We start from the raw sequence: 19647 nt of genomic DNA on the forward strand, positions 1-19647 counted from the left end.
AGGATGGGGCCGACCAGTCCGGTGAACCGGGTGAGGCCACAACCCTGCACCGTCCAGGGAAGACGTAGTCCGCTGTCGCAGGTGACGTGAACGACCACGGTGTCCGATGGGCGGTGTGGATGACGAAAATTACGTCCGTGCAGGTCAAGCGGCCTGTATGTACTCATGGAGGACTTCGCCGAGTCGGTCCTGTCGGCGTATCACGAGGCGTTCGATCCGGTCGGGTTCAAGGGCCTGGGGTCGGGCTCGCAGGGGCGCCGCGGCGGCCAGCGATCGGTGGGTTCGATGCTGGTTGTAGTGCTGCTCGTACTCGCGCAACGAGTGCCGGAGGTGGGTCTCGTTCCAGATCAGCGTGCGGTCCAGCAATTCGGCCTGCAGCGTCTTCACACAGCGTTCCATGGTCGCGTTCATGCGAGGCATCCGGACACCGGTCAGCACAGTGGCGATTTCGGCGCCGCCGAGGATCTCATCGATCAACGCAGGGTCGTGCTGCGTCTCGACTGTAACGCGACACTGCGCTCCGTAAAAGTGAAAGCACAGGAATGGAAGACCATCAACATCGACTTCCACCTTGAGGGTGACGCCGACAAGACCGACACCACCGCCGGCGTACCGGGCATCGCCGCCACCAAGGAAGCCAGCACGGAGAACAGTCCTACGGCGACCGTTCCCCGAGTAGCCGACGAACCTATCGCTGGGCACTCACAGCGGGTTCGACCAAGTTCTGGGCACAGCCGATCAGGTCAACCAGACAGGAATAGGTCGGACGGCGAAGGACGCTGATGTAGGTGACCGATTGACACCCTGGGCATGGGCCGTACCTAGGGTCGGCTACAGTGTTTGCGGAGTTACAGCGCGACGCTCCTACCGCCGTCACCACCTTCCACACAGGCCAGGTGACACTGTTCGGTAAAGCCAAGAGGCACGCGCGATCAAGAAGCTGCTGGCCGTACTCGTCACGGCAGGTGGGTGTGGCCCTGTCGGGAACGGACGATGACGTGCCCCGCGCGAAGACCAAGCTGCAACCAGCCGACATTCTTTCGACGATCGACGACTGCACCGTCACCGAAGCCCATAACGTTCTCACCGGGAAGCGCGGACCTGTTCTCGCCGAGCGTGCCGCTCGCGCCGTCCGCGGCATCGAGGACTCCGCTCGCGAGTGGGCCGTCGAGCATGGCGCCGCGTACGGCGCCGCCGTACTACAGATCCTCGAGGACCGCGGCACTCCGCACCACCCGAAGTTTCCACGACTGAACGAGAAACAGACATGGTCGCTCCTCACGGGCGTCCAAGTTCACCTGACACGCCGTAAAGGCGATCTCGTCCAATCCGTGCACGGCATCCTTCTGCCATGGACGCCCCGCGAACCGACACCTCAGCTGCGCGTGGCCCTCACCGAGCCCGCCCGCGGCCACGCCGTCGGCGACGTGCTCCTTCTTCACCCGCGCCTCTGGCAGAGCAACCCATCACCTGCCGGTAACGACTCTGCTACCTCGTCGCAAGGCGCACCGCGCACCGGACTGCCGTTCTATTCACGGGACACGCTCCCGTTCAACGTGCTCGCCACTCTCGCGGACTTGAACAATCGGCGTCTCCAACCAGCGCACCACCAGGCACCCATCGCCAGTACCCGGATCGGAAAACGACCCGAGCCGCTGTACGCCATCGCCGACACCATCCCGATTCCTCCAGCGTCTCCTCAAAGTGCCCGCAGGCTAAAGCTGCGACGCACATGCGCACAGTGCGGACTGGAGTCCGCCGAGCCTCTGGACACGGCGCTTGATCAACGCCGCTACTGCGATGCCCACCACGGCATGGCGGACCAACGTGTTCGGTACGCAATAGCCGCTCGCGACCAAGCCGCCTGCGCGATCTGGGCACGCCGCAGGACCGCCGATCCTGCCACCACACTCGCTGTCCTCTACCAACACCCCGACGGGCAGTACCTGCTCCGCGCCGAAACCATGGCCGGCGTAGTCCTAATCGACCACACCATCACGGATCTCGACCTGCCACGAACAATCGAACGGATGCACGGTGGTCCTTTCGACATCGACCTCCCCGCCTGGATCGACGACCCGACCGCACACCTCGCCAAAGATCGCCGGGTGCTCCTCACATCAACGCACCTCAGCCGGCACTTCTATAGCAAGCTGCTCGAGACAGCTGGCTGCCCTGCCTTGGTCCACCGGCTCCATCAACAGATAGGAGACGACGTGTGGCAGCGCCACGAAATTTGGAGCGGCAAAGACACGCTAGACGACCTGGGCTTCAGGGACCGCCCCATCCCGCGCGACCGGCCCTCCGAACGTGCTCTCTCGAAGGAGCAAAGCCCAGCAGCGCTAATCAAGACAATGCGTTCCCACCTGCTCACCATGGCCGCCGCCGAACTCACGCCCGCACAAACAGCCTTCGCCGAAGCACTCGACAATGACACCTCACGAGCGGAGTACCACCACCCGTTAAGGCGGTGGAACCGACTACCCAGCAAAGTCCGCTACTTCACGCAACTGCTGGCGATATTCCCCGACGGCACTAGCACGCCGACCACCAATGTGTCCGTGTCACAACCTCAGCGCGCCTCGCGACGTCTCTCCCCCGCGCCTTAGTGTCGACGCCGGGCCGCACAAGCCACTCTCCGGTGGGACTGTCCCAGTAACGGTGTTTCCGGCCCGACACGCCGGGCGTGAGCTCGGCGGGATGGGCATGGTGTGTGATGACACTAGACGTCGTAACTTCACGATCGACGGGTAAGGGCAAGGCAGCGAAGCCGCGGACGGCACAGGAGGAGCTGGCGGCCTCGATGGTCGCGCGGGCCCAGGAGCAGGGACTGGCGCTGACCGGTCCGGATGGGCTGCTCAAGCAGTTGACCAAGACGGTCCTCGAGGCGGCGTTGAACGCGGAGATGACCGAGCACCTCGGCCATGAGAAGCATCAGGCCGAGCCGGGGCGCGCGAGGTCGAACGTGCGGAACGGCACGCGGTCGAAGAGGGTGGTCTCGGACGCGGTGGGCGAGGTGGAGATCGCGGTGCCGCGGGATCGGGATTCGAATTTCGAGCCGGTGATCGTGAAAAAGCGGCAGCGTCGGCTGGGTAGTGTGGATGAGATCGTGTTGTCGTTGTATGCGAAAGGCTGACGACAGGCGAGATGTACGGACGAGCAGGCATCAACCTCCTGCGCCACCGCATCCTCCTCGGCTAACACCACCGAAAGTGCGCCAGAGCCGTTCGTTTTACAGTCCCGCAACTCTCGGATGGCCTGATTCTCTCCCTGGCCACGTTGCCGTAGAAGCACGCCATCATCCGCCGAGCCGTTGCCCGTCCCACCACGCGGCCCAGAGTCCGGCATACACGCCACCCGCGGCGACCAGCTCGTCGTGCGTCCCGGCCTCGACGATCCGCCCGTGCTCCATGACGACGACGCGGTCACACGCCGCGGCCTGGGAGAGCCGGTGGGCGATCACCAGCGCGGTTCGGCCCTCGAGAGCGACCTGGGCGGCTCGGTCGAGCAGACCGGCGTGGGTGGAGCCGGCTTCGGCGGTCGCTTCGTCGAGGATCGCCAGCTCCGGGTCGGTGAGCAGCAGGCGGGCGAGGGCGAGCTGCTGCGCCTGGGCGTCGGTGAGTGGATACCCGCCGACGCCGACGAGGGTGTCCAGCCCGTCGGGAGTCAGGTCGAGGAGCGCGGTGGCGCCGGTGGCGCCGAGTGCCGTGCGGAGGTCCCGGTCGGTGGCCGACGGAGCGGCGAGGGTGAGGTTGTCGCGCAGGGTCCCGGCGAATACGTGGACCTCCTGGGTGACGACCGCGGTGCGGTCCGGGCGGGTCACCGTTCCGGCCGTGGGCGGACGGATGCCGGCGATCACGGCCGCGAGCGTGGTCTTGCCCGCCCCGGAGGCGCCGACGACGGCGACGTGCTGACCGGTGGCGATGTCGAGGGTCAGGCCGTCGAGCACACGCGGGGCGTCGTCGTCGTACCGGAACGCGACGTCGCGGAGCCGTACGGCGATGCCCGCCTCCGTCACCGATCGCTGCCCCTCCTCCGCAGTGTCGGCCGGAATGGTGACGACGCCGACCATGCGGTTCAGCGAGGCGAGGGCGGACTGGAGGGTGTCGAGGACGAACATCAGCTGATTGACCGGCCCGAGCAGGCGCAGGACGAGCAGCATGGCGGTGGTGGCGCCACCGACGGTGGAGGCTCCGGCGTCGACGAGGACGAAGCCGACGACGAGCACGGCGGCCAGGCTCAGACATTCGCCGAGGTTCAGCCGGACGTTGAACCTGCTCTGCACGGTTCGGGCCCGCAGCGCCTGCACCGCGACGTGCCAGGAGGCGGCCATCACGGCGTGGTGCCGCTCCTCGGCGAGTCCGAAGCCAAGCACGGTGGCGTAGCCGCGCTGGGACTCGACGATCTGCTGGGCGCGCACGCTCATCGCCGCGCGTTCGGCGCGGTACACCCCCGGTCCGGTGCGCAGGTACCAGCGCAGGGCGAGGGCGTACACGGGCAGCACGACGACGAGCGCGGCGGCGTAGGGCCACTCCAGCGCCGCGAGCCCGGCGAGCGACACGACGATGGTGAACGCGGTGACCGTGAGAGCCGGGATCACCGCGGGGGCGGCATCGGCCACGGCGGTGACGTCGTCGCTGGACCGGGTAATCAGATCCCCCGTGCCGGCGCGTTCGACGACGTGCTGCGGGAGCCTCAGGCCACGCTCCACGAGCCGTTCCCGCAGGTCGGCCAGGATGTGGTGGAAGACGCGGGTGGCCAGGACGATCGTCACCGCCGCGCAGGCGGCGCCGAGGACCGCCGAGCCCATCATGACCGCCGTGAGCATCAGGACCGTGCCGAGATCGGCGGTGCCTGCCTGCACGCGGTCGACGAGCAAGCCGATGGCCACGGGAACGGCCAGGTCGACGGCGGAGCCGGCGATCCCCACCCCGACGACGGCGGTGATGCGGAGCCGAAGCCCACGGCTGGTACGCCACACCTCGCGCGCCGTCTCCGGTCCGGTGGCGACGCGCAACGCGCCGCCGGCGGTCGTCGTCGCGGTCATGTGGCCTCCGTCCGGCCGGGAACCGGCACGTCGGCGAGCAGGTCCACGACGCGGTCGCAGCCGGCCAGCAGTGCCGGGGAGGAGGCGATCAGCAGCGTCGAGCGTCCGGTACGAACGGCACCGAGTGTCCCCGCGATCGCCTGCTCGGTCACCGAGTCGACAGCGGTGGTCGGGTCGTGCAACACCAGTACCGGCGCGTCGGTCGCCAGGGCACGCGCGAGCGCGACCCGTTGGCGCTGGCCCCCGGAGAGGCGGTTGCCGTTCTCGCCGACGGGATCGTCGAGGTCGGCGGCGAAGTCGTCGCAGGCCGCGGCCCGCACCGCGGCGTCCAGGCGCTCGGGCACGGCGCCCGTGGGAGTGAGATTGTCGCGGATCGTGCCGGTGAACAGCGTGACCCGGTGCGGCGCGACGGTGACCAGGGAGTGATACCCGGCCGGGCTCAGCTCGTGTACCGCGAGTCCGTCGAGCCGTACCTCGATGTCCCGGTCGCCCTCCGGGTTCAGCAGCGCCTCGGCGAGCCGTGCGGCGGTCGGGTCGTCGGCGCGCACTCCGACGAGCTCACCGGGCTCGACCTGGACACGCACGCCCGCACCGACCACGTCCAGCGTGGGCACCGCCGGCGCGGACACCGGGGATCGGCCGCCGTCGGCCGGTGCGGGCCCGTCCGCACCCCGCAGGACATCGAGCAGACGGGCGGAGGAGGCGCGGGAGCCCGCGAGGTTGGGGATGGAGAGTCTCGCGATCGACTCCACCTGTGGCAGCAGCGCCTGGGTGAGGCCGACGGTGGCGATCAGCCCGCCGACGCTCAGCTGCCCGCCCACGGCGAACCAGCCCGCCAGTCCGGTCACCGCGAGGACGAACACGCCGGTGACGACGCCCGAGCCCAGAAGGAACCGCCCGAGCAGCCCGGCGTTGCGCTGCGCGCCGACCAGGGCCGCCCCGCTGGCCTGCCGGTAGCGCGTGGTGGCCTCGGTCTCGGCCCGCACCCCCTTGATCACCCGGTAACCGGCGACCAGATCCGTCGCCCGCCCGACCGTGGAGGCGAGCAGGGCCTGGTACTCGCGGGTGTCCCGGGACAGCCGCTCGCTGAGCAGGCCCATCAGCCAGACGGACACCGGCGCCCCGACCAGCACCACGAGCCCGAGCAGCCAGTGCGTCACCAGCAGCGAGGCGGCGATGAACCCGATGGTGAAGATTCTCGCGATCGGCATGATCGCGAGAAACGTCCCGTTGGACAGGCGTCCGACGTCGTTGGTCATGACCGACACGACCTCGCCGTCCGGTGCCCGGGTGGCTCCGCCGACGGGATGCAGTACCCGGGCGGAGAGGGTGGCCCGCAGCCGATGCTGCACCAGCTGGACCGAGGAGACGGTCAGCCGCAGCGAGAGCCCGGCCGCCGCCGTCAACACGACGTACAGCGTGATCAGCACACCGAGCCACAGCCCCAGCTGGCCCGCGTCGCCGGTCGCGAGCGCCCGGTCGATCGCGACGCCCATCACGACCGGGACCGCCGACTCACCCACCTGCCACACGATCGCCAGCAGCATCGCCGGGACGGTGCTCCGCCGCACCGATCCGATCACGTGCAGCACGAACCGGCCGGGAGTCGTCTCCGGCCCGACGGCGAACGGCCGTACCGCCGGCGTGCTGGGCGGAGTGTTCACAGACGTCTCCTGGCTTCGGTGAAAAGCAGCCAGCCGAGGTAGCCGCCACCGAGCACGACGGTGATGATCCCCACCGGGAGCGGGGTGGGCGCGACGTGCTGGGCGATGTAGTCCGCGGACAGGCACAGCAGCGCGCCCACGACGGCGGCGGGCGCGAGGGTGATCCCCGCGGTGCGAGCGAGCCGGCGGGCGATCTGGGGCGCGACCAGGGAAATGAACGCGATCGGCCCCGACGCGGCCGTGACCGTCGCCGTCAGCGCCACGCCCACCACGACCAGGCCGAGGCGTACCGGAGTGACCCGCACCCCGAGGGAGGCGGCCGCGTCGTCACCCAGCTCCATCTGTCGCATCGGACGGCTCGACATCCCCGCCAGCAGCAGGAGCACGAGAACACACGCGCCGCCGATGGTCACCTGGTTCCAGGACACGCCGTTGAGCGACCCGGTGCCCCAGGCCGCCGCGGCCATCGCCTGTTTCAGGTCGGCTTTGAGGATCAGCCAGGTGTTCAGCGAAGCCAGTAAGGTCGAGACGCCGATGCCGATGATGATCAGCCGGAAGCCCTGCACTCCGCGTCGAAAGGCGAACAGGTACACGGCGACGGCGGTGGCCATGCCGCCCAGCAGCGCCCCGCCGACCAGCTGCAAGTACGTGCCGTTGGCGACCAGGATCACCACCAGCGCGCCCGTGTAGGAGCCCTCGGAGAAGCCGATGACGGCGGGGTCCGCGAGCGGGTTGCGCAACATCGACTGGAAGATCGCCCCGCTCACCCCCAGCGCGGCACCGAACACCAGCGCGGCGGTCACCCGCGGGAGCCGCCACCCGACCACGATGTCGTTCACCAGTCCGGTCTGCCCGCCGGCCAGCGCGGAGACCACCTGCCCGGGGCTGAGCAGGTACGAGCCGGTCATCAGCGCGAGCACCGCGGTGCAGGCGATCACCAGCGCGAGAACTAGGCAGACGACGACCGAACGCAGGTCGAGCCGTACGGCGACCCGCCACCACCGCACGGTCAGCACCCGTCGCCCGGAGTCCACCCGCTCCCCGGGCGCCGGGCGGGCGCGGGCCGACCGTGACGACACGCCTGTGCTCACAGTCCGCTCGCTTTCTTCCGGCGCGCCAGCACGATGAGGACGGGGGCGCCGACGAAGGCGGTGACGACCCCGACCGGGATCTCGCCGGGCCGGATCACGAGCCGGCCGAGGATGTCGGAGGTCAGCAGCAGGACGGGGCCCAGCACGGCGCTGTAGGCGAAGATCCAGCGCTGGTGCGGGCCGACGATCCAGCGGGCCACGTGCGGCACCATGAGCCCGACGAAGGCGATCGGTCCGGCGATGGCCGTCGCACCCCCGGCGAGCAGGGTGATCGCGACGATCGCGAGGACGCGGGTGCGCGCCAGGGCGACGCCCTGGGCGACCGCCATCTCGTCACCCAGAGCCATGGCGTTGAGCGAACCCGACACCGCGACGGCCAGGACGAGCGCCACCGCGAAGAACGGCAGGACCGGCCACACCACGTCGAGCGAGCGGCCCGCCGTCGAACCGGCGTTCCAGCTCCGCATCGCGTCGAACGCGGCCGGGTTGGTCTGCTGGAGCGCCTCCCTGGCACCCCCGAGCACCGCGCCGACGCAGACCCCGGCGAGCACCATGACCACCGGCGAGGAGCCCTGCCGCGTCGACCCGATGGCGAGCACCATGAGCGTGACGATCAGCGCTCCCGCGAACGCGAACCACAGGTAGCCGTGGACGTCGCTGACGCCGAGCAGACCCACGGCGACCGTCACCGCGAAGGACGCGCCTGCGTGGACGCCGAGAATGCCCGGATCGGCCAGGGGGTTGCGGGTGAGCGCCAGGATCAACGCGCCCGACAGGCCGAGCGCGACGCCGACGACCAGACCCACGATCGTGCGCGGCAGCCGGTAGTCGCGGATCGCGAACTGGTCGATGCCCGCCGAAGAGTGGACCAGCGCGTCCCACACCACGGACGGCGCGATCGCCGTCGAGCCGATCATGACGCTCAGCACCAGCAGGACGGCCAGCGCCACCAGTGCGACGACCAGCCCGAGCACACGACGACGCGGTCCGGGCACCACCCCCACGGTGCCCGGACCGTTCCGCCGCAGGGCGAGGGCTGTCACCCCGTGGCCGGAAGGGTCGCCAGTGCGCGGTCGAGCGACTCCAGGTACCGGATGACGGATCCGTAGGAGTTGTTGCCGGGGCAGAAGACCCCGAGCGCGTGCCCGGAGCTCACCTCGGGCAGTGCCTTCCAGGTGTTGGTCTCGACCACCGGCTTGAAGGGCTCCGTCGGCCGGCCCGCGGCGTCGACGGGGTAGGTGATCACGTCGTACTTCGACAGCTCACCGATCTGCTCGAACGGCAAGGCCGTCCAGGCCAGGGGATCGGCGCCTTCAGCGGCCTTGGGGAACTTCATGCCGACCTCGTCCCTGGCGATCTCGGAGCAACCGATGTCGGCGATGGCGAACGTCCCGGGATCGGACGACGAGTAGCGGATGACGTCGACGAACGAGGTGCGGTCGATGATCCCGCGGTACTTCGCCTGTACCGCGGCGCGGCGCTGCTCGAACGCCGCCTTCTGCTCGCTCAGCGCACCGGTGATGTTGCCTGCCTGCGCGACTCCGTCGGCAAGGGCCTTCCACTCGGTGTCGAGGCCGAAGAACACGGTCGGGGCGATCACCGTCAGCTGCGCCTTGATCGACTCGAACTCGGGCTCGGGTATCTGGACCAGGATGAGGTCCGGCTTCAGACCGGCGAGCTTCTCCATGTCGACCTGGTCGGCGCTGGGCGCGAGAATCGTGGCCGACTTGTACCTCGACTGCTCGTCCGGGGACAACAGCGCGACGTCGGAGTCCGACTCCGCCGTGACGCCGACCGGTTTCCCGCCGAGGTCGATGAACGGCAGGGTCGTGTTGCCGAGGGTGGCGACACGCTGGGGCGCGACCGGGACCTTGACCGCGCCATTGCCGGCCTGCACGGTGCGGGTCTCGGCGGACGCGCCGGCGGGATCTTCGGTGCCGGCTCCGCCGCACGCGGTGAGGACGAGCGCCGTGATCGACAGGGCGGCGGCCAGAGCGGCGCCGCGTCGTCGTAGAAGGGTCATGTCTTCTCTTCTTCGTTTCAGGGGAAAGGTCAGTGCGTGTCGTGGTGGGTTTCGGCGCGCGTCAGTTCGTGGACCGTGGTTCCCCAGCCGACGGTGTGCGTCACGCACCGTTCGAGCCCCGCCCGGGCGATGACGGCATCGAGCTCGTCGGCGGTGCGGAGCCCCGAGCCGTGCACGGTGAGGGCGAGCAGATCGGCTTCACCGTCGTGTTCGTCGAGGTCTTCGGTGTCGAAGAGGTCTTCGACCAGCAGGACCCGGCCGCCGGGAAGGAGGTTCTCGGCTGCTCGGCGCAGGGCATGGGCGGCATCGGCGTCGGCCAGGTTCTTGAACGCGCGGATGACGAACACGGCGTCGGCGGCGGGGCCGGGTTCGAAGACGGACTGTTCGACCACGTCGACCCGGGCGCGCTGCCGCTCGTCGGGGATGGTGTCGGGCAGGTCGCGGCGCAGCCAGTCGGCTTGCGCGGGCAACGCGCAGATCGTGATCCGCAGGCCGGGGTGGGCGGCGACGAACTCGGCGGCCTGGGCCCCCGCACCGCCGGAGTGGAGCACCAGGTGCCGGACACCGGAGAGGATGTCGGAGGCGGCGATCGGCTCGGCCAGCGTGGCCTGGAACTTCGCCAGTCGTTCCAGGTAGCGGTCCTCGTAGTCCTGTTCGGCCCGTACCTCGGCATAGGTCTGCCCGGCGACCGAGGCGTAGGCGGGCCGGCCGGTGCGGATCGACTCGGTGAGCCCGCGGATGCCGAGCATTTCGCGCCCCGCCACCCCGGCGGGGTGCAGGAAGTCGGCCATGAAGTCGACGGTCAGGACCTCGCCCACCGACGTCAGGTCGTAGTGGCCCGGTTCGGTCTCGGTCAGGATGTCCAGGGTGTGCAGGTAGCGCAACAACTTGCCCAGCGCCCGCTCGTCGGCGCCCGCCTTGCCCGCCAGGTCCGCCGTGGCGGTCACGCCGCGGGAGATCAGCTCGGGCAGGTCCAGTTCGACGGCGGTGCGGATCGCCATCGGTGCGATCAGCTCGGTCAGCTCGTGAAGCTTCTCGAGCGGGGTCCTCGTCTTCGCGGGATCGGGCACCGCCCCGTCGGTCTCCAGCGCGACGACCTCGCCGCGACGCCAGTACCCGCTGAACTCGATGTCCTGTTTGGACACTCCCCTGTCCTCGACCAGATGACGCCGGATGTCGCGCACCGCCGCCTGTTCCCCGGCGAGCCAGGTGAACGGCCTGCCGTCCCACCAGGCGCAGTTCCTGACCGCGTCGACCAGGAGGCGGGTCGTACCGGCCTCGGCGCCGTCGCGCACGAGCCAGGTCACCTCGACGCCGGGCAGTTCACGCAGCTCCTGGCGGTGTTCGTCCTCGGCGACCTCGATGAACACCTGCGCCCTCGTGCCCTCGGGCAGCTCGTCGAGCAGGCGGGCGATCGCGGGGATCGTCGAGTCGTCCCCGGCGACCAGCAGCCAGTCCGCGTCCTGCGGGAGCGCCCGCGACGAGCTCGGGCCGAAGAAGTGGACGCGATCGCCGACCTGGGCGCGGTACGCCCAGGTGGTGCCGACGCCGATACCGTGCTTGAGGACGTCGATGTCCAGCTCGCCCGTCTCGGGCGCCCAGCGACGGACGGTGTAGAGCCTCGTCAACGGCCGCGGATCTCTCGGCAGGTCCAGGCCCTTCTCCTGCTGCACCGGCAGCACCGGCCGGTCCTGGCCGGGGTAGGGGAACACCAACCGGATGTCGTCGTCGAAACCGGTCGAGTCGAACGCCGGCCGGGCGAAGCCGTTCGCCGAGGTGAACTCGCCCAGCTGCGCACCGGTCACGGTGATCCGCCGCATCCCCGGCGTCAGGTCCCGCACGCGGGTGACCTCGACCTCCCGCAGGGTCAAGGGGCGCACGGTGATCCGGCGTGAAGTCTTCGGCATGCGGGGAACAGCCCTTCCGAACGGGACGAAGGTGACGAGGCCGCCCTCCACCATCGACAGGGGGCGGAGCTAATGTTAGGCAATCCTTACTCCTCGCGGTGTGCGTGGATCGCCACATAGTTAGGACGCCATGGGCGTGGATGTCCGGCCGCCGTCGATCCCCCGGGTGCGGTCCAGCGGCTCATGGGACCAGCCCGAGCATCTCCTGCTCTGGGTCCGTACGGGCTCGGCGTGCCTCCGGATGGAGGACAGCCCGGAGTGCCGGCTCGCCGGCGGCGAGGGTGTCTGGATTCCGGCGAACCCCGGCAACCGGTGGACGCTCGTCACCGAGCCGGGCACGGTCGCCTTCCCCCTGTTGACGCATCCGAGTCTCGCCGCCGAGACCCATTCCGAGAACACTGCCGAGCCGAGACGGTTCGTGGTTCCCGACGGCTGGCAGGACTGGCTGATCCAGCACTTCAACCTCATGGTCACGCCGCTGACCGGCCACGGATACTCCCAGGACGCGCTCGTCGATCTTCTTCGCGGCGCTGGACGGCGACCGCCGCCGCGAAGCGAAGACACCCGGCCGGACGGGGTCGATCCGCCGTCGATGCCGAGAGCCGGCGGGGCCCGGGAAGTGGCCGACGAGCTGCTGCGGAATCCCGCGCTCGACTTCACCGTCGACGAGTGGGCGGCACGGGTGCTGTCCAGCCCGCGGACCCTGCTCCGCGACTTCCGCGCCGACACCGGGCTGACCTTCGAGCAGTGGCGGCTGCGCTGCCGGTTGAGCGCGGCCGTCGAGTTCCTGGCCGCCGGGCTCGGCGTCGACCAGGTGACCGCGCGGGTGGGCTTCGCCAGCCGCAGCGGATTCACCCGCGCGTTCAGACAGCAGTTCGGGTCGACTCCGTACGGGTTCAGCCGGACGCTCTCCGCGCACCCTGCCGCCGGTGAACACTCCCGGCGCACGGCTGCCGTGCGTCAGGCCGAGGACCTCGTGACGATGATGCGGGGAGGCCGGGTCGCGCCGGACGCACCCGGGTTGCTTCCCGCGACTCGCACGATCCCGCACGCCAACGACTCCCATGTGCTCTGCTGGGCGTACCGCGGCAGCGGATACCTGGGCGTCGGCGAACGTCGTTACGAGTGGGGCCGGGGCGTCGCGACCTGGATCCCGGCGGGCGTGGAGCATGTCACGGGCGTGCATCAGGACTCGATCTCGCTGCCGATCGGGGACGCCGATGCCGGCGACCTGCGGCTGACCGAGCCGTTGCAGGTCCAGTTCTCGCCCGACTGGGACGACTACCTGCTGTTCTGCTCCATCATCGCGCGCACCCCGATGCGGCCGGACGGCTATGACCCCGGCCATGTCCTCGACCTGTTCGCCGACCAGGTCGCCGCGCAGTGAGCACTGTCGCTGCCGATGCCGACCGACCCCCTGGCACGGGGAGCCGCCATCGACTACCTGCGCCGCATCGGTACTTCCGGCGGGTCAGGACCCGACGTGCCCGCCGCCGTCCACCGGACCTTCCGCGAACAGACCGGTATGAGCTTCTCGCGGTGGCGCTACGCCGCCCGCATGCGCATCGCCCGGGACATGCTCGCCGGCTTCGCCAAACCCAGCGCCGTCGCCCGCCGCCTCGGGTACGCCCACCTCCCGACCTTCAGCTCCGCCTTCACTCGCTTCCACGGCCTTTCACCGCGCGATTACCAGGAGCGGGAGACCAGGAGGCCCTGACCTACGGGACCCTCACAAATACCAGTTCTTCCTTATATAAGTCATGCCTGTTACGGTCCGGTTTGTGCATGCGTTCGACATCCTCGGCGAGCGCGGGCAGCGCGGGCAGGGTGATCCCGGCGGACGGCGTGAACTCGACTTAAGGAGTCATGACATGAAGGACATACTGGACGAACTGGCCGCTGCGCGCCGGACCATGGGTGCGGCCACCCTGCCCGCCGGCGACGCTTACACGATGGAGTTGCGGCGTCGCTACGACGCGTCGGTCGACGAGGTTTGGCACGCCATCACCGATCCTGAGCGCCTGGGCCGCTGGTTGAAGCCGGTCACCGGGGACCTGCGACTCGGCGGGTCGTTCGAGCTGGACGGCGGCGAGCACGGCGAGATCCTCCATTGCGACCCGCCGCGGCGGCTACGGGTGTCCTGGCTCTTCGGGCCGGGCGCCGACGAATGGCCGGGCACGAGCGAGGTCGAGGTGCGCCTGTCCGCGGGCCCTGCCGGGGATACCGAGCTCGAACTGGTCCACGCGGCGGCCGTGGGAGAGCCCATGTTCCCGACCTACGGCCCCGGTGCCGGCGGTGTGGGCTGGGACCTGCATCTCCTTACGCTGTCCCGGTTTCTGGCCGGCGGCGAGACGCTCGATCACGAGGAGTTCCAGACCTCGCCCGCGGGACGCGAGTTCGCCAGGCGCAGCGCCGCGGCATGGGGCGAAGCGCACCTGGCCGCGGGTGGCGATCCGGTTCACGTGGCGGCCGCGGTCGAGGCCACCACCGCGTTCTACGTCCCCGGAGGCGACGAGCGATGAACTGACGGTCACGTGGAATGGCTCGGTGAGGGTGGCTTTCACCGCGGATCCGCGGTGAAAGCCACCCTCACCGCATTCACTTGAGGCGTACCGGAAGACTCGTGTGCCCGTTCGAAATGAACGACGGCATCTTCTCCAGTTCGGAAACCTCCGCCGCCAGGGCCAGATCGGGGAACCGTTCGAACAGCGCCGGTAGTGCGAGTTCCGCCTCCAGCCGCGCCAAGGGCGCGCCGAGGCAGTAGTGCACCCCGTGCCCGAACGACAGGTGCTGACTCTTCGACTCCCGCGAAAGCCGGAACTCGTCCGCGTCGGCACCGTGCGCCTCGGGCGAGCGGCCCGCCGCCGCGTACGAAGCCAGGATCGCCTCGCCCGCCTTGATGTGCACCCCGTCGATCTCGATGTCCTCCACCGCGTACCGCAGCGGAAGGTTCGCGATCGGCGCCTGCCACCGCATGGTCTCGTCGATCACCTCGGCCCAGGTGTGCTCCCCTGAGCGCACCTTCGCCAGCTCCTCCGGATGCGTCAGCAGCGCCAGGATCGCGTGGTGCAGCAGGTTCACCGTGGTCTCGTGCCCGGCCGAGATCATCAGGATCAGCGTGTCGATCAGCTCGGCCTCCTCCAGCACCGAACCGTCCTCGTCCCGCGCGGCGATCAGGCCGCTGGCGAGGTCCTCACCGGGGTTCACCCGCCCGTTCGCCACCAGCTGCCCGAGAATCCCGTACATCAGCACGCCGTTCGCCTGCGCCTCCTCGGCGCTGAGCGAGGTGTTGAACACCCCGTCCACCGCGCGCCGCAGCTCCGGCCGGTGCTCCTCGGGCACGCCGAACAGCTGGCAGATCACCTCGATCGGCAGCGGATAGGCGAAGTTCTCCCTCAGGTCCACCGAATCCGGCCCGGCGGCGAGCCGGTCCAGCAGGCCGGTGGTCAGCTCCTCGACCCACGGCCGCAGTGCTTCCACCCGGCGCGGGGTGAACGCCTTCGACACCAGCGAACGGAGCCGCCGGTGGTCGCCACCGTAGGCGGTGAACATGTTCTGCACCGAGACCCAGATCCGCAGCGGCCAGTCCTCGGGGATCTCACCGTCGCGGTAGGCCGCCCAGTGCAGGTTCGGGTTCTTCGACACCCGCGGGTCGGCCAGCAGTTTCCGCAGCAGTTCCGGCTGGGTTACTGACCACGCCACCACTTCGCCAGGGAGTTCCACCAGCGTCGCGGCTCCGCGGGCGCGGAGTTCGGCGCCTTCGGTGTGGACGTCACGGCCGTTGGGATCGAGGACGAACGGGCGGGCTGGTGCCATGGGTGCTCTCCTGTCGGGTCGGGAACGGGACTGGCCGGTGCGACGACGGGGGTGAACAGGACCGGGAGACCGGCCAGCGCGCGGTGGAACGGTCCCGGCCGCCAGCGCAGTTCGGCGTCCGGCACGGCCAGGCGCAGATCCGGCAGCGCGTCGAGCAGGGTCTCGATGGCGGTGGTGGCGATCAGCCGCGCCGGGCCCTGCGCGGGGCAGGAGTGCACCCCGGCGCTCCAGGCGATGTGCGCCCGGTTACCGGCCCGCTGGGCCTCCCCCAGCTCGGGATCGGTGTTGGCGGCGGCGAAACTGATCACCACGGGCTCGTCGGCGGGCAGACGCGCGCCCATCAGGTCGGCCGCCGGATAGGGGTAACCGGCGGAGTAGTTGGCCATCGGCGGGTCGCTCCAGAGGATCTCCTCCAGCGCGTCCTCCACGTGCAGACTGCCGCCTGCCAGGTCCCCGGCGAAGCGCTCATCGACCAGCAGCAGGCGCAGCCCGTTGGCGATCAGGTTCTGCTGCGGTTCGGTGCCCGCGCCCATCAGCAGCACCAGCTGGTGCAGCATCTCCTCGTCGGTCAGCCTCGAGGGATGCGCCATCATCCACGAGGGCACGTCCTGGCTCGGCTGCCGTCGCTTGAGCGCCAGCAGGTCCAGCATGGCCGCGGTCAGCTCGGCGTTGGCGCGCTCCGGGTCCACCATGTCGAAGATCCCGCGCATCCCCGCGGTGAGCCGCTCGCCCAGTTCCGGCGGGCAGCCGAAGAGGTGGTTGAACACCTGCAGGGAAAGGGTTCCGGCGTACTCGGTGAGCAGATCCGCCCGGCCGTTCCGGGAGAACTTCGCGATCAGCTCGCGCGCGGCCTTCTCCACGTAGGCCAGAAGGGCGTGCGGGTTCACCCGCGAGATGCTGTCGGTGACCGCGCTGCGGTAGCGCGCGTGCACCGCGCCGTCGGTGAACAGGCAGTTCGGCCGGTAGCCCATCATCGGCATCACCGGGTTGTCCGGCGGCTGACCGGCCTGCCAGCGGCGCGGGTCCCGCGGATAGGTCTGCGGGGAGCGCAGCACGTCCAGCGCCGCCTCGTAGCTCAGCACCAGGCTCGCGTTCACCCCCGGCGACAGCTCGACCGGCGCGACGTGGCCGTGTTCCTTGCGCATCCGCGCGTAGACCCTCGCCGGGTTCGCGGCGAACTCCTCGTCGTAGAGCGGGGTGCGCGTCGCGTGAGCGGGACAACCGGGGGGCGGGATGGCGGGAACGGTCACGAATGCTCCTGGCGGCCGGGAGTGAACAGGTAGTCGACCAGGCTGATCAGCGCCGAGGCGGCGGACGCGCGATCGCGGGCGTCACAGGTGACCAGCCGGGTCTGGGGTAGCAGATCGAGCGCCTCGCGCACCTCGGCATCGGGGAAACGCGGCGCGCCGTCGAACTGGTTGACCGCCACCGCGTAGGGCAAATCCAGTTCCTCCAGCAGGCCCATCACGTCGAAGGAATCCTGCAGGCGGGTGGGATCGACCAGCACCAGCGCCCCGAGCGCGCCGTGGGCAAGGTCCTTCCACATCTGCGTGAACCGCTGCTGGCCCGGGGCGCCGAAGAGGTAGAGCACCACCTCGTCGCTCAGTGTCAGGCGTCCGAAGTCCATGGCCACCGTGGTGGTGTCCTTGCCGCGCACGCCGGACAGGTCGTCGACCAGTGCGCCCGCCTGGGTCATCCGCTCCTCGGTGCGCAGCGGGCGGATCTCCGAGAGCGTGCCGACGAAGGTGGTCTTCCCCACCGCGAACGGGCCGACGATGAGGATCTTCACCGAGGTCCGGACCGTGGCGGGAACGTATCGGTCAGGTGAGAGCACGGAGGCCATCGAGTACCTTCTGCAGGAGTTGCTGGTCGGGGACTTCGGTCTCGCGCACCGCGGCCCGTGCTTCGATGTGCCCGCTGTCGAGCAGGTCCGACAACAGCACCTTGGTGACGCTGGTGGGCAGCTTGAGATGCGCCGCCACCTCCGCGACGGCCAGCGCGCCGCCCCGGCACAGCTCCATCACCCGCCGTTTTTCCGGGCTCAGCCCGGTCACCGGCGCCCAGGTGGCCAGCACCACGGTGGCCACGTCCAGGGTGTTGCGGGTCGGATGGGCCCGGCCCTCGGTGACCACGTGCGGCCGGACCAGCGCCCGTTCCCGCCGTTGCCCGCTCATGCCGGGTTGCCAGGTCCCTCGGCCGGAAAGCGCGGTGGCGCGGTGAGTTCCTGGCCGAGTCTTTGCACCAGCTCTTGCAAGCGCGAGGAAACGCCCTCGATGTCCACCCGGCCGGTGGTGGACACCGCGACGTAGGCGCCCTGTCCGGCGGAGGTCAGGAAGACGAACCCGCCGTCGAATTCGATCAGCGTCTGCCGCCACTGCTCCGGCGGCTGACGGCAGAACTCGCCGGTGGCGCGGGCGAGCGACTGGAGCCCGGAGACCGCGGCGGCGGTGCGCTCGGCATCCTCCACGGTGATTCCCTGCGAATGGGCCATCAGCAGGCCGTCGGCCGAGAGCAGCACCGCGGAGATGGTCTCCGGCATCTGCAGGGCCTGGTCGAGCATCCAGCCCAACCGGTTGTTGGTGGTGACGGAGCTGCTCACTGGAAATCCCTTTCGTCATCGGTGGAAGAAGCGCGGCCCTGGCGGGTGCCGCGCTGCCAGGCCGTGGCCGTGGCGACCGGGCTGTGGTTCACCGGGGACTCGGTCACTTCCGGCGCGGCGGGCGGCGGCACCGGAACCGACAGCGTGGTGGTGGCCGCCCCGGTCACCGGGGCGCGTCGGCGACGGCGGGGCAGGCCGTGCTCGGTGGTACCCAGTTCCTCGGCCGGTTCGGCCGGCTGGGGTTCCGGCGCGGGAACGCGCACGCGCGGGGTCGGGCTGGGGGTGATCGCGGCCGGGCTGGCGGGCGCGGCCAGCGACGGGACCTCTTGCGGTGCCGGCACCGGGACGGCGGCGCGGGTGAGCAGCTCGCTCGGCAGGAACAGCACCGCGCGCACCCCGCCGAAGGGCGAGCGCATGTCCACCGAGACGCGGAAACCGTAGCGGTGGGAAAGCACGCCGATGACGGCGAAGCCGATCCGCGGCGGCACACCGAGCGCGGCGATGTCCTGACCGCCGTGGCCTTCCAGTAGCCAGCCCGCGCGCTGCACCGCTTCCACCGTCATGCCGACCCCGGCGTCGTCGATGACGATCGCCAGCCCGTTGTGCGCCTGCTGGAAGCTGACCTGCACGGGTGAACCGGGCTGCGAGTGGCGGGCGCCGTTGTCCAGCAGCTCGGCCACCGCGAGCACCACCGGTTCCACGGCCTGGCTGACCACCGCGGTGTCCGAAGGCGCCGGGATCTGCACGCGCGCGTAGTCGCGGATGCGGCCGGTGGCCCCGCGCACCACGTCGGTCAGGGTCGCTGCGGAGCGCTGCAAGCCCGGCCACGAACCGCACAGCACGGCGGTCGCCTGGGCACGGCGGCCCAGCTGCGAGTTCGCGTGATCCAGGCCGAGCAGACCGTCGAGCACGTCGGGATTGTCGTGGCGCTCCTCCATCGCCGAGATCAGCACCTGCTGCTCCCCCGCGAGGTTCTGCACCGTGCGCATCATCGCGCGCAGGGTGGCGGCGGCGGATTCGGCGGCGTTGCGGCGGGTCTGGCCGGTCAGCTCGCCGATCACCACGAGCAGTTCGCGGTGGGGGTCCTCGCCGTTGAAGGCACGCAAGGGGCCGGGCACGGTCACGGCCTGGTTGGCCTGCGACTCGACGAGGGCAGGCAGCCGCCTGTGCAGCAGGTGCCTGTCCTCCTCTTGACGGGCGCGGAGTTCGGCCAGCAGCTGCTCACCACGACGGCCGGTGTTGACGGTGACCCGGCGCTGGCGCACCAGCAACAGTGCGAAGGCCGCGGCGAGCAGCGAGACACAGACCAGCGCCGCCGTCAGCAGGGGGTACTCCATGGAATCCTCACGATCGACAGGGCAGGGACGCCTGGGCCGAGCCGGGGGATCATGCGGCAGCTCCACGGCAGCGGGGATCGAAGGACGTCATCAGCAGCGAGTACCGTAGCGCAAACACGCCGTGAGCGGCAGCCGCTTCCCGCGAGAAAAGTGGTTCTGTGCA

General features: G+C 70.0%; 17 protein-coding genes and 1 pseudogene. 5 read left to right on the forward strand and 13 right to left on the reverse strand.

The features are described from left to right. Window positions 1–144 precede the first annotated feature (144 nt). Complete coding sequence (locus ACLJRM_RS28940) at window positions 145–420, reverse strand: integrase core domain-containing protein (protein ID WP_410664926.1); 276 nt, start codon at window positions 418–420, stop codon at window positions 145–147. 476 nt (window positions 421–896) lie between these two features. On the opposite strand from ACLJRM_RS28940, the gene ACLJRM_RS28945 reads away from it, so the two are divergent. Together ACLJRM_RS28945 and ACLJRM_RS28950 are read left to right on the forward strand one after the other, a co-directional pair. Then, window positions 897–2609 (forward strand): hypothetical protein, encoded by a 1713-nt coding sequence (locus ACLJRM_RS28945; RefSeq protein ID WP_410664839.1) that lies wholly within the window; start codon window positions 897–899, stop codon window positions 2607–2609. Between the two features lie 107 nt (window positions 2610–2716). After that, window positions 2717–3133: pseudogene (locus ACLJRM_RS28950) on the forward strand (transposase); the annotation flags it as partial. A 165-nt stretch (window positions 3134–3298) separates the two neighbouring features. On the opposite strand, the gene ACLJRM_RS28955 reads toward ACLJRM_RS28950, so the two are convergent. The 6 genes from ACLJRM_RS28955 to ACLJRM_RS28980 are packed head-to-tail and all read right to left on the reverse strand — an operon-like array spanning window position 3299 to window position 11732. After that, window positions 3299–5047, reverse strand: coding sequence for an ABC transporter ATP-binding protein (locus ACLJRM_RS28955; protein WP_410664840.1), 1749 nt, complete (start codon window positions 5045–5047; stop codon window positions 3299–3301). Further along, window positions 5044–6711 (reverse strand): ABC transporter transmembrane domain-containing protein, encoded by a 1668-nt coding sequence (locus tag ACLJRM_RS28960; RefSeq protein ID WP_410664841.1) that lies wholly within the window; start codon window positions 6709–6711, stop codon window positions 5044–5046. The genes ACLJRM_RS28955 and ACLJRM_RS28960 overlap by 4 nt, the downstream gene beginning before the upstream one ends. Continuing rightward, entirely contained in the window at window positions 6708–7802 is a 1095-nt protein-coding gene (locus ACLJRM_RS28965; protein ID WP_410603753.1) for a FecCD family ABC transporter permease, read from the reverse strand. The genes ACLJRM_RS28960 and ACLJRM_RS28965 overlap by 4 nt, the downstream gene beginning before the upstream one ends. Then, window positions 7799–8845: a FecCD family ABC transporter permease gene (locus tag ACLJRM_RS28970; protein ID WP_410664842.1), complete on the reverse strand. Its 1047-nt coding sequence runs from the start codon at window positions 8843–8845 to the stop codon at window positions 7799–7801. Before ACLJRM_RS28970 ends, ACLJRM_RS28965 begins: the two co-directional genes overlap by 4 nt. Further along, on the reverse strand, window positions 8842–9825 hold the full coding sequence (locus ACLJRM_RS28975; RefSeq protein WP_410664843.1) for an ABC transporter substrate-binding protein: 984 nt from the start codon (window positions 9823–9825) through the stop codon (window positions 8842–8844). The genes ACLJRM_RS28970 and ACLJRM_RS28975 overlap by 4 nt, the downstream gene beginning before the upstream one ends. A gap of 29 nt (window positions 9826–9854) precedes the next feature. Next, window positions 9855–11732: an SIP domain-containing protein gene (locus tag ACLJRM_RS28980; protein WP_410664844.1), complete on the reverse strand. Its 1878-nt coding sequence runs from the start codon at window positions 11730–11732 to the stop codon at window positions 9855–9857. Window positions 11733–11862: 130 nt separating this feature from the next. Between ACLJRM_RS28980 and ACLJRM_RS28985 the strand changes: the two genes are divergently transcribed. From ACLJRM_RS28985 to ACLJRM_RS28995, 3 genes are all read left to right on the forward strand, one after another. Continuing rightward, the gene (locus tag ACLJRM_RS28985; protein ID WP_410664845.1) at window positions 11863–13119 is read left to right on the forward strand and encodes a helix-turn-helix domain-containing protein; all 1257 of its coding nucleotides are present in this window, start codon (window positions 11863–11865) and stop codon (window positions 13117–13119) included. Between the two features lie 15 nt (window positions 13120–13134). After that, window positions 13135–13449, forward strand: a complete 315-nt coding sequence (locus ACLJRM_RS28990; RefSeq protein WP_410664846.1) for a helix-turn-helix domain-containing protein — start codon at window positions 13135–13137, stop codon at window positions 13447–13449. A 154-nt stretch (window positions 13450–13603) separates the two neighbouring features. Further along, entirely contained in the window at window positions 13604–14254 is a 651-nt protein-coding gene (locus tag ACLJRM_RS28995) for an SRPBCC family protein (RefSeq protein WP_410664847.1), read from the forward strand. Window positions 14255–14330: 76 nt separating this feature from the next. Here ACLJRM_RS28995 and ACLJRM_RS29000 read toward each other — a convergent pair whose 3' ends face one another. Genes ACLJRM_RS29000 through ACLJRM_RS29025 form a run of 6 tightly spaced genes read right to left on the reverse strand, consistent with a single transcriptional unit; the run spans window position 14331 to window position 19484 of the window. Further along, on the reverse strand, window positions 14331–15437 hold the full coding sequence (locus ACLJRM_RS29000) for a cytochrome P450 family protein (RefSeq protein ID WP_410664927.1): 1107 nt from the start codon (window positions 15435–15437) through the stop codon (window positions 14331–14333). Next, window positions 15419–16798 (reverse strand): cytochrome P450, encoded by a 1380-nt coding sequence (locus tag ACLJRM_RS29005; protein WP_101612901.1) that lies wholly within the window; start codon window positions 16796–16798, stop codon window positions 15419–15421. Before ACLJRM_RS29005 ends, ACLJRM_RS29000 begins: the two co-directional genes overlap by 19 nt. Then, window positions 16795–17391 (reverse strand): GTP-binding protein, encoded by a 597-nt coding sequence (locus tag ACLJRM_RS29010; protein ID WP_101612900.1) that lies wholly within the window; start codon window positions 17389–17391, stop codon window positions 16795–16797. The genes ACLJRM_RS29005 and ACLJRM_RS29010 overlap by 4 nt, the downstream gene beginning before the upstream one ends. Beyond that, window positions 17369–17722 (reverse strand): DUF742 domain-containing protein, encoded by a 354-nt coding sequence (locus tag ACLJRM_RS29015; RefSeq protein ID WP_020634220.1) that lies wholly within the window; start codon window positions 17720–17722, stop codon window positions 17369–17371. Before ACLJRM_RS29015 ends, ACLJRM_RS29010 begins: the two co-directional genes overlap by 23 nt. Then, window positions 17719–18147: a roadblock/LC7 domain-containing protein gene (locus ACLJRM_RS29020; RefSeq protein ID WP_005153253.1), complete on the reverse strand. Its 429-nt coding sequence runs from the start codon at window positions 18145–18147 to the stop codon at window positions 17719–17721. The genes ACLJRM_RS29015 and ACLJRM_RS29020 overlap by 4 nt, the downstream gene beginning before the upstream one ends. Beyond that, a complete protein-coding gene (locus ACLJRM_RS29025; RefSeq protein ID WP_101612899.1) occupies window positions 18144–19484 on the reverse strand; it encodes an ATP-binding protein in 1341 nt (446 codons plus the stop codon). The genes ACLJRM_RS29020 and ACLJRM_RS29025 overlap by 4 nt, the downstream gene beginning before the upstream one ends. Window positions 19485–19647: the final 163 nt, after the last annotated feature.

Source organism: Amycolatopsis sp. lyj-84, assembly GCF_046549075.1.
Lineage (GTDB): Bacteria > Actinomycetota > Actinomycetes > Mycobacteriales > Pseudonocardiaceae > Amycolatopsis.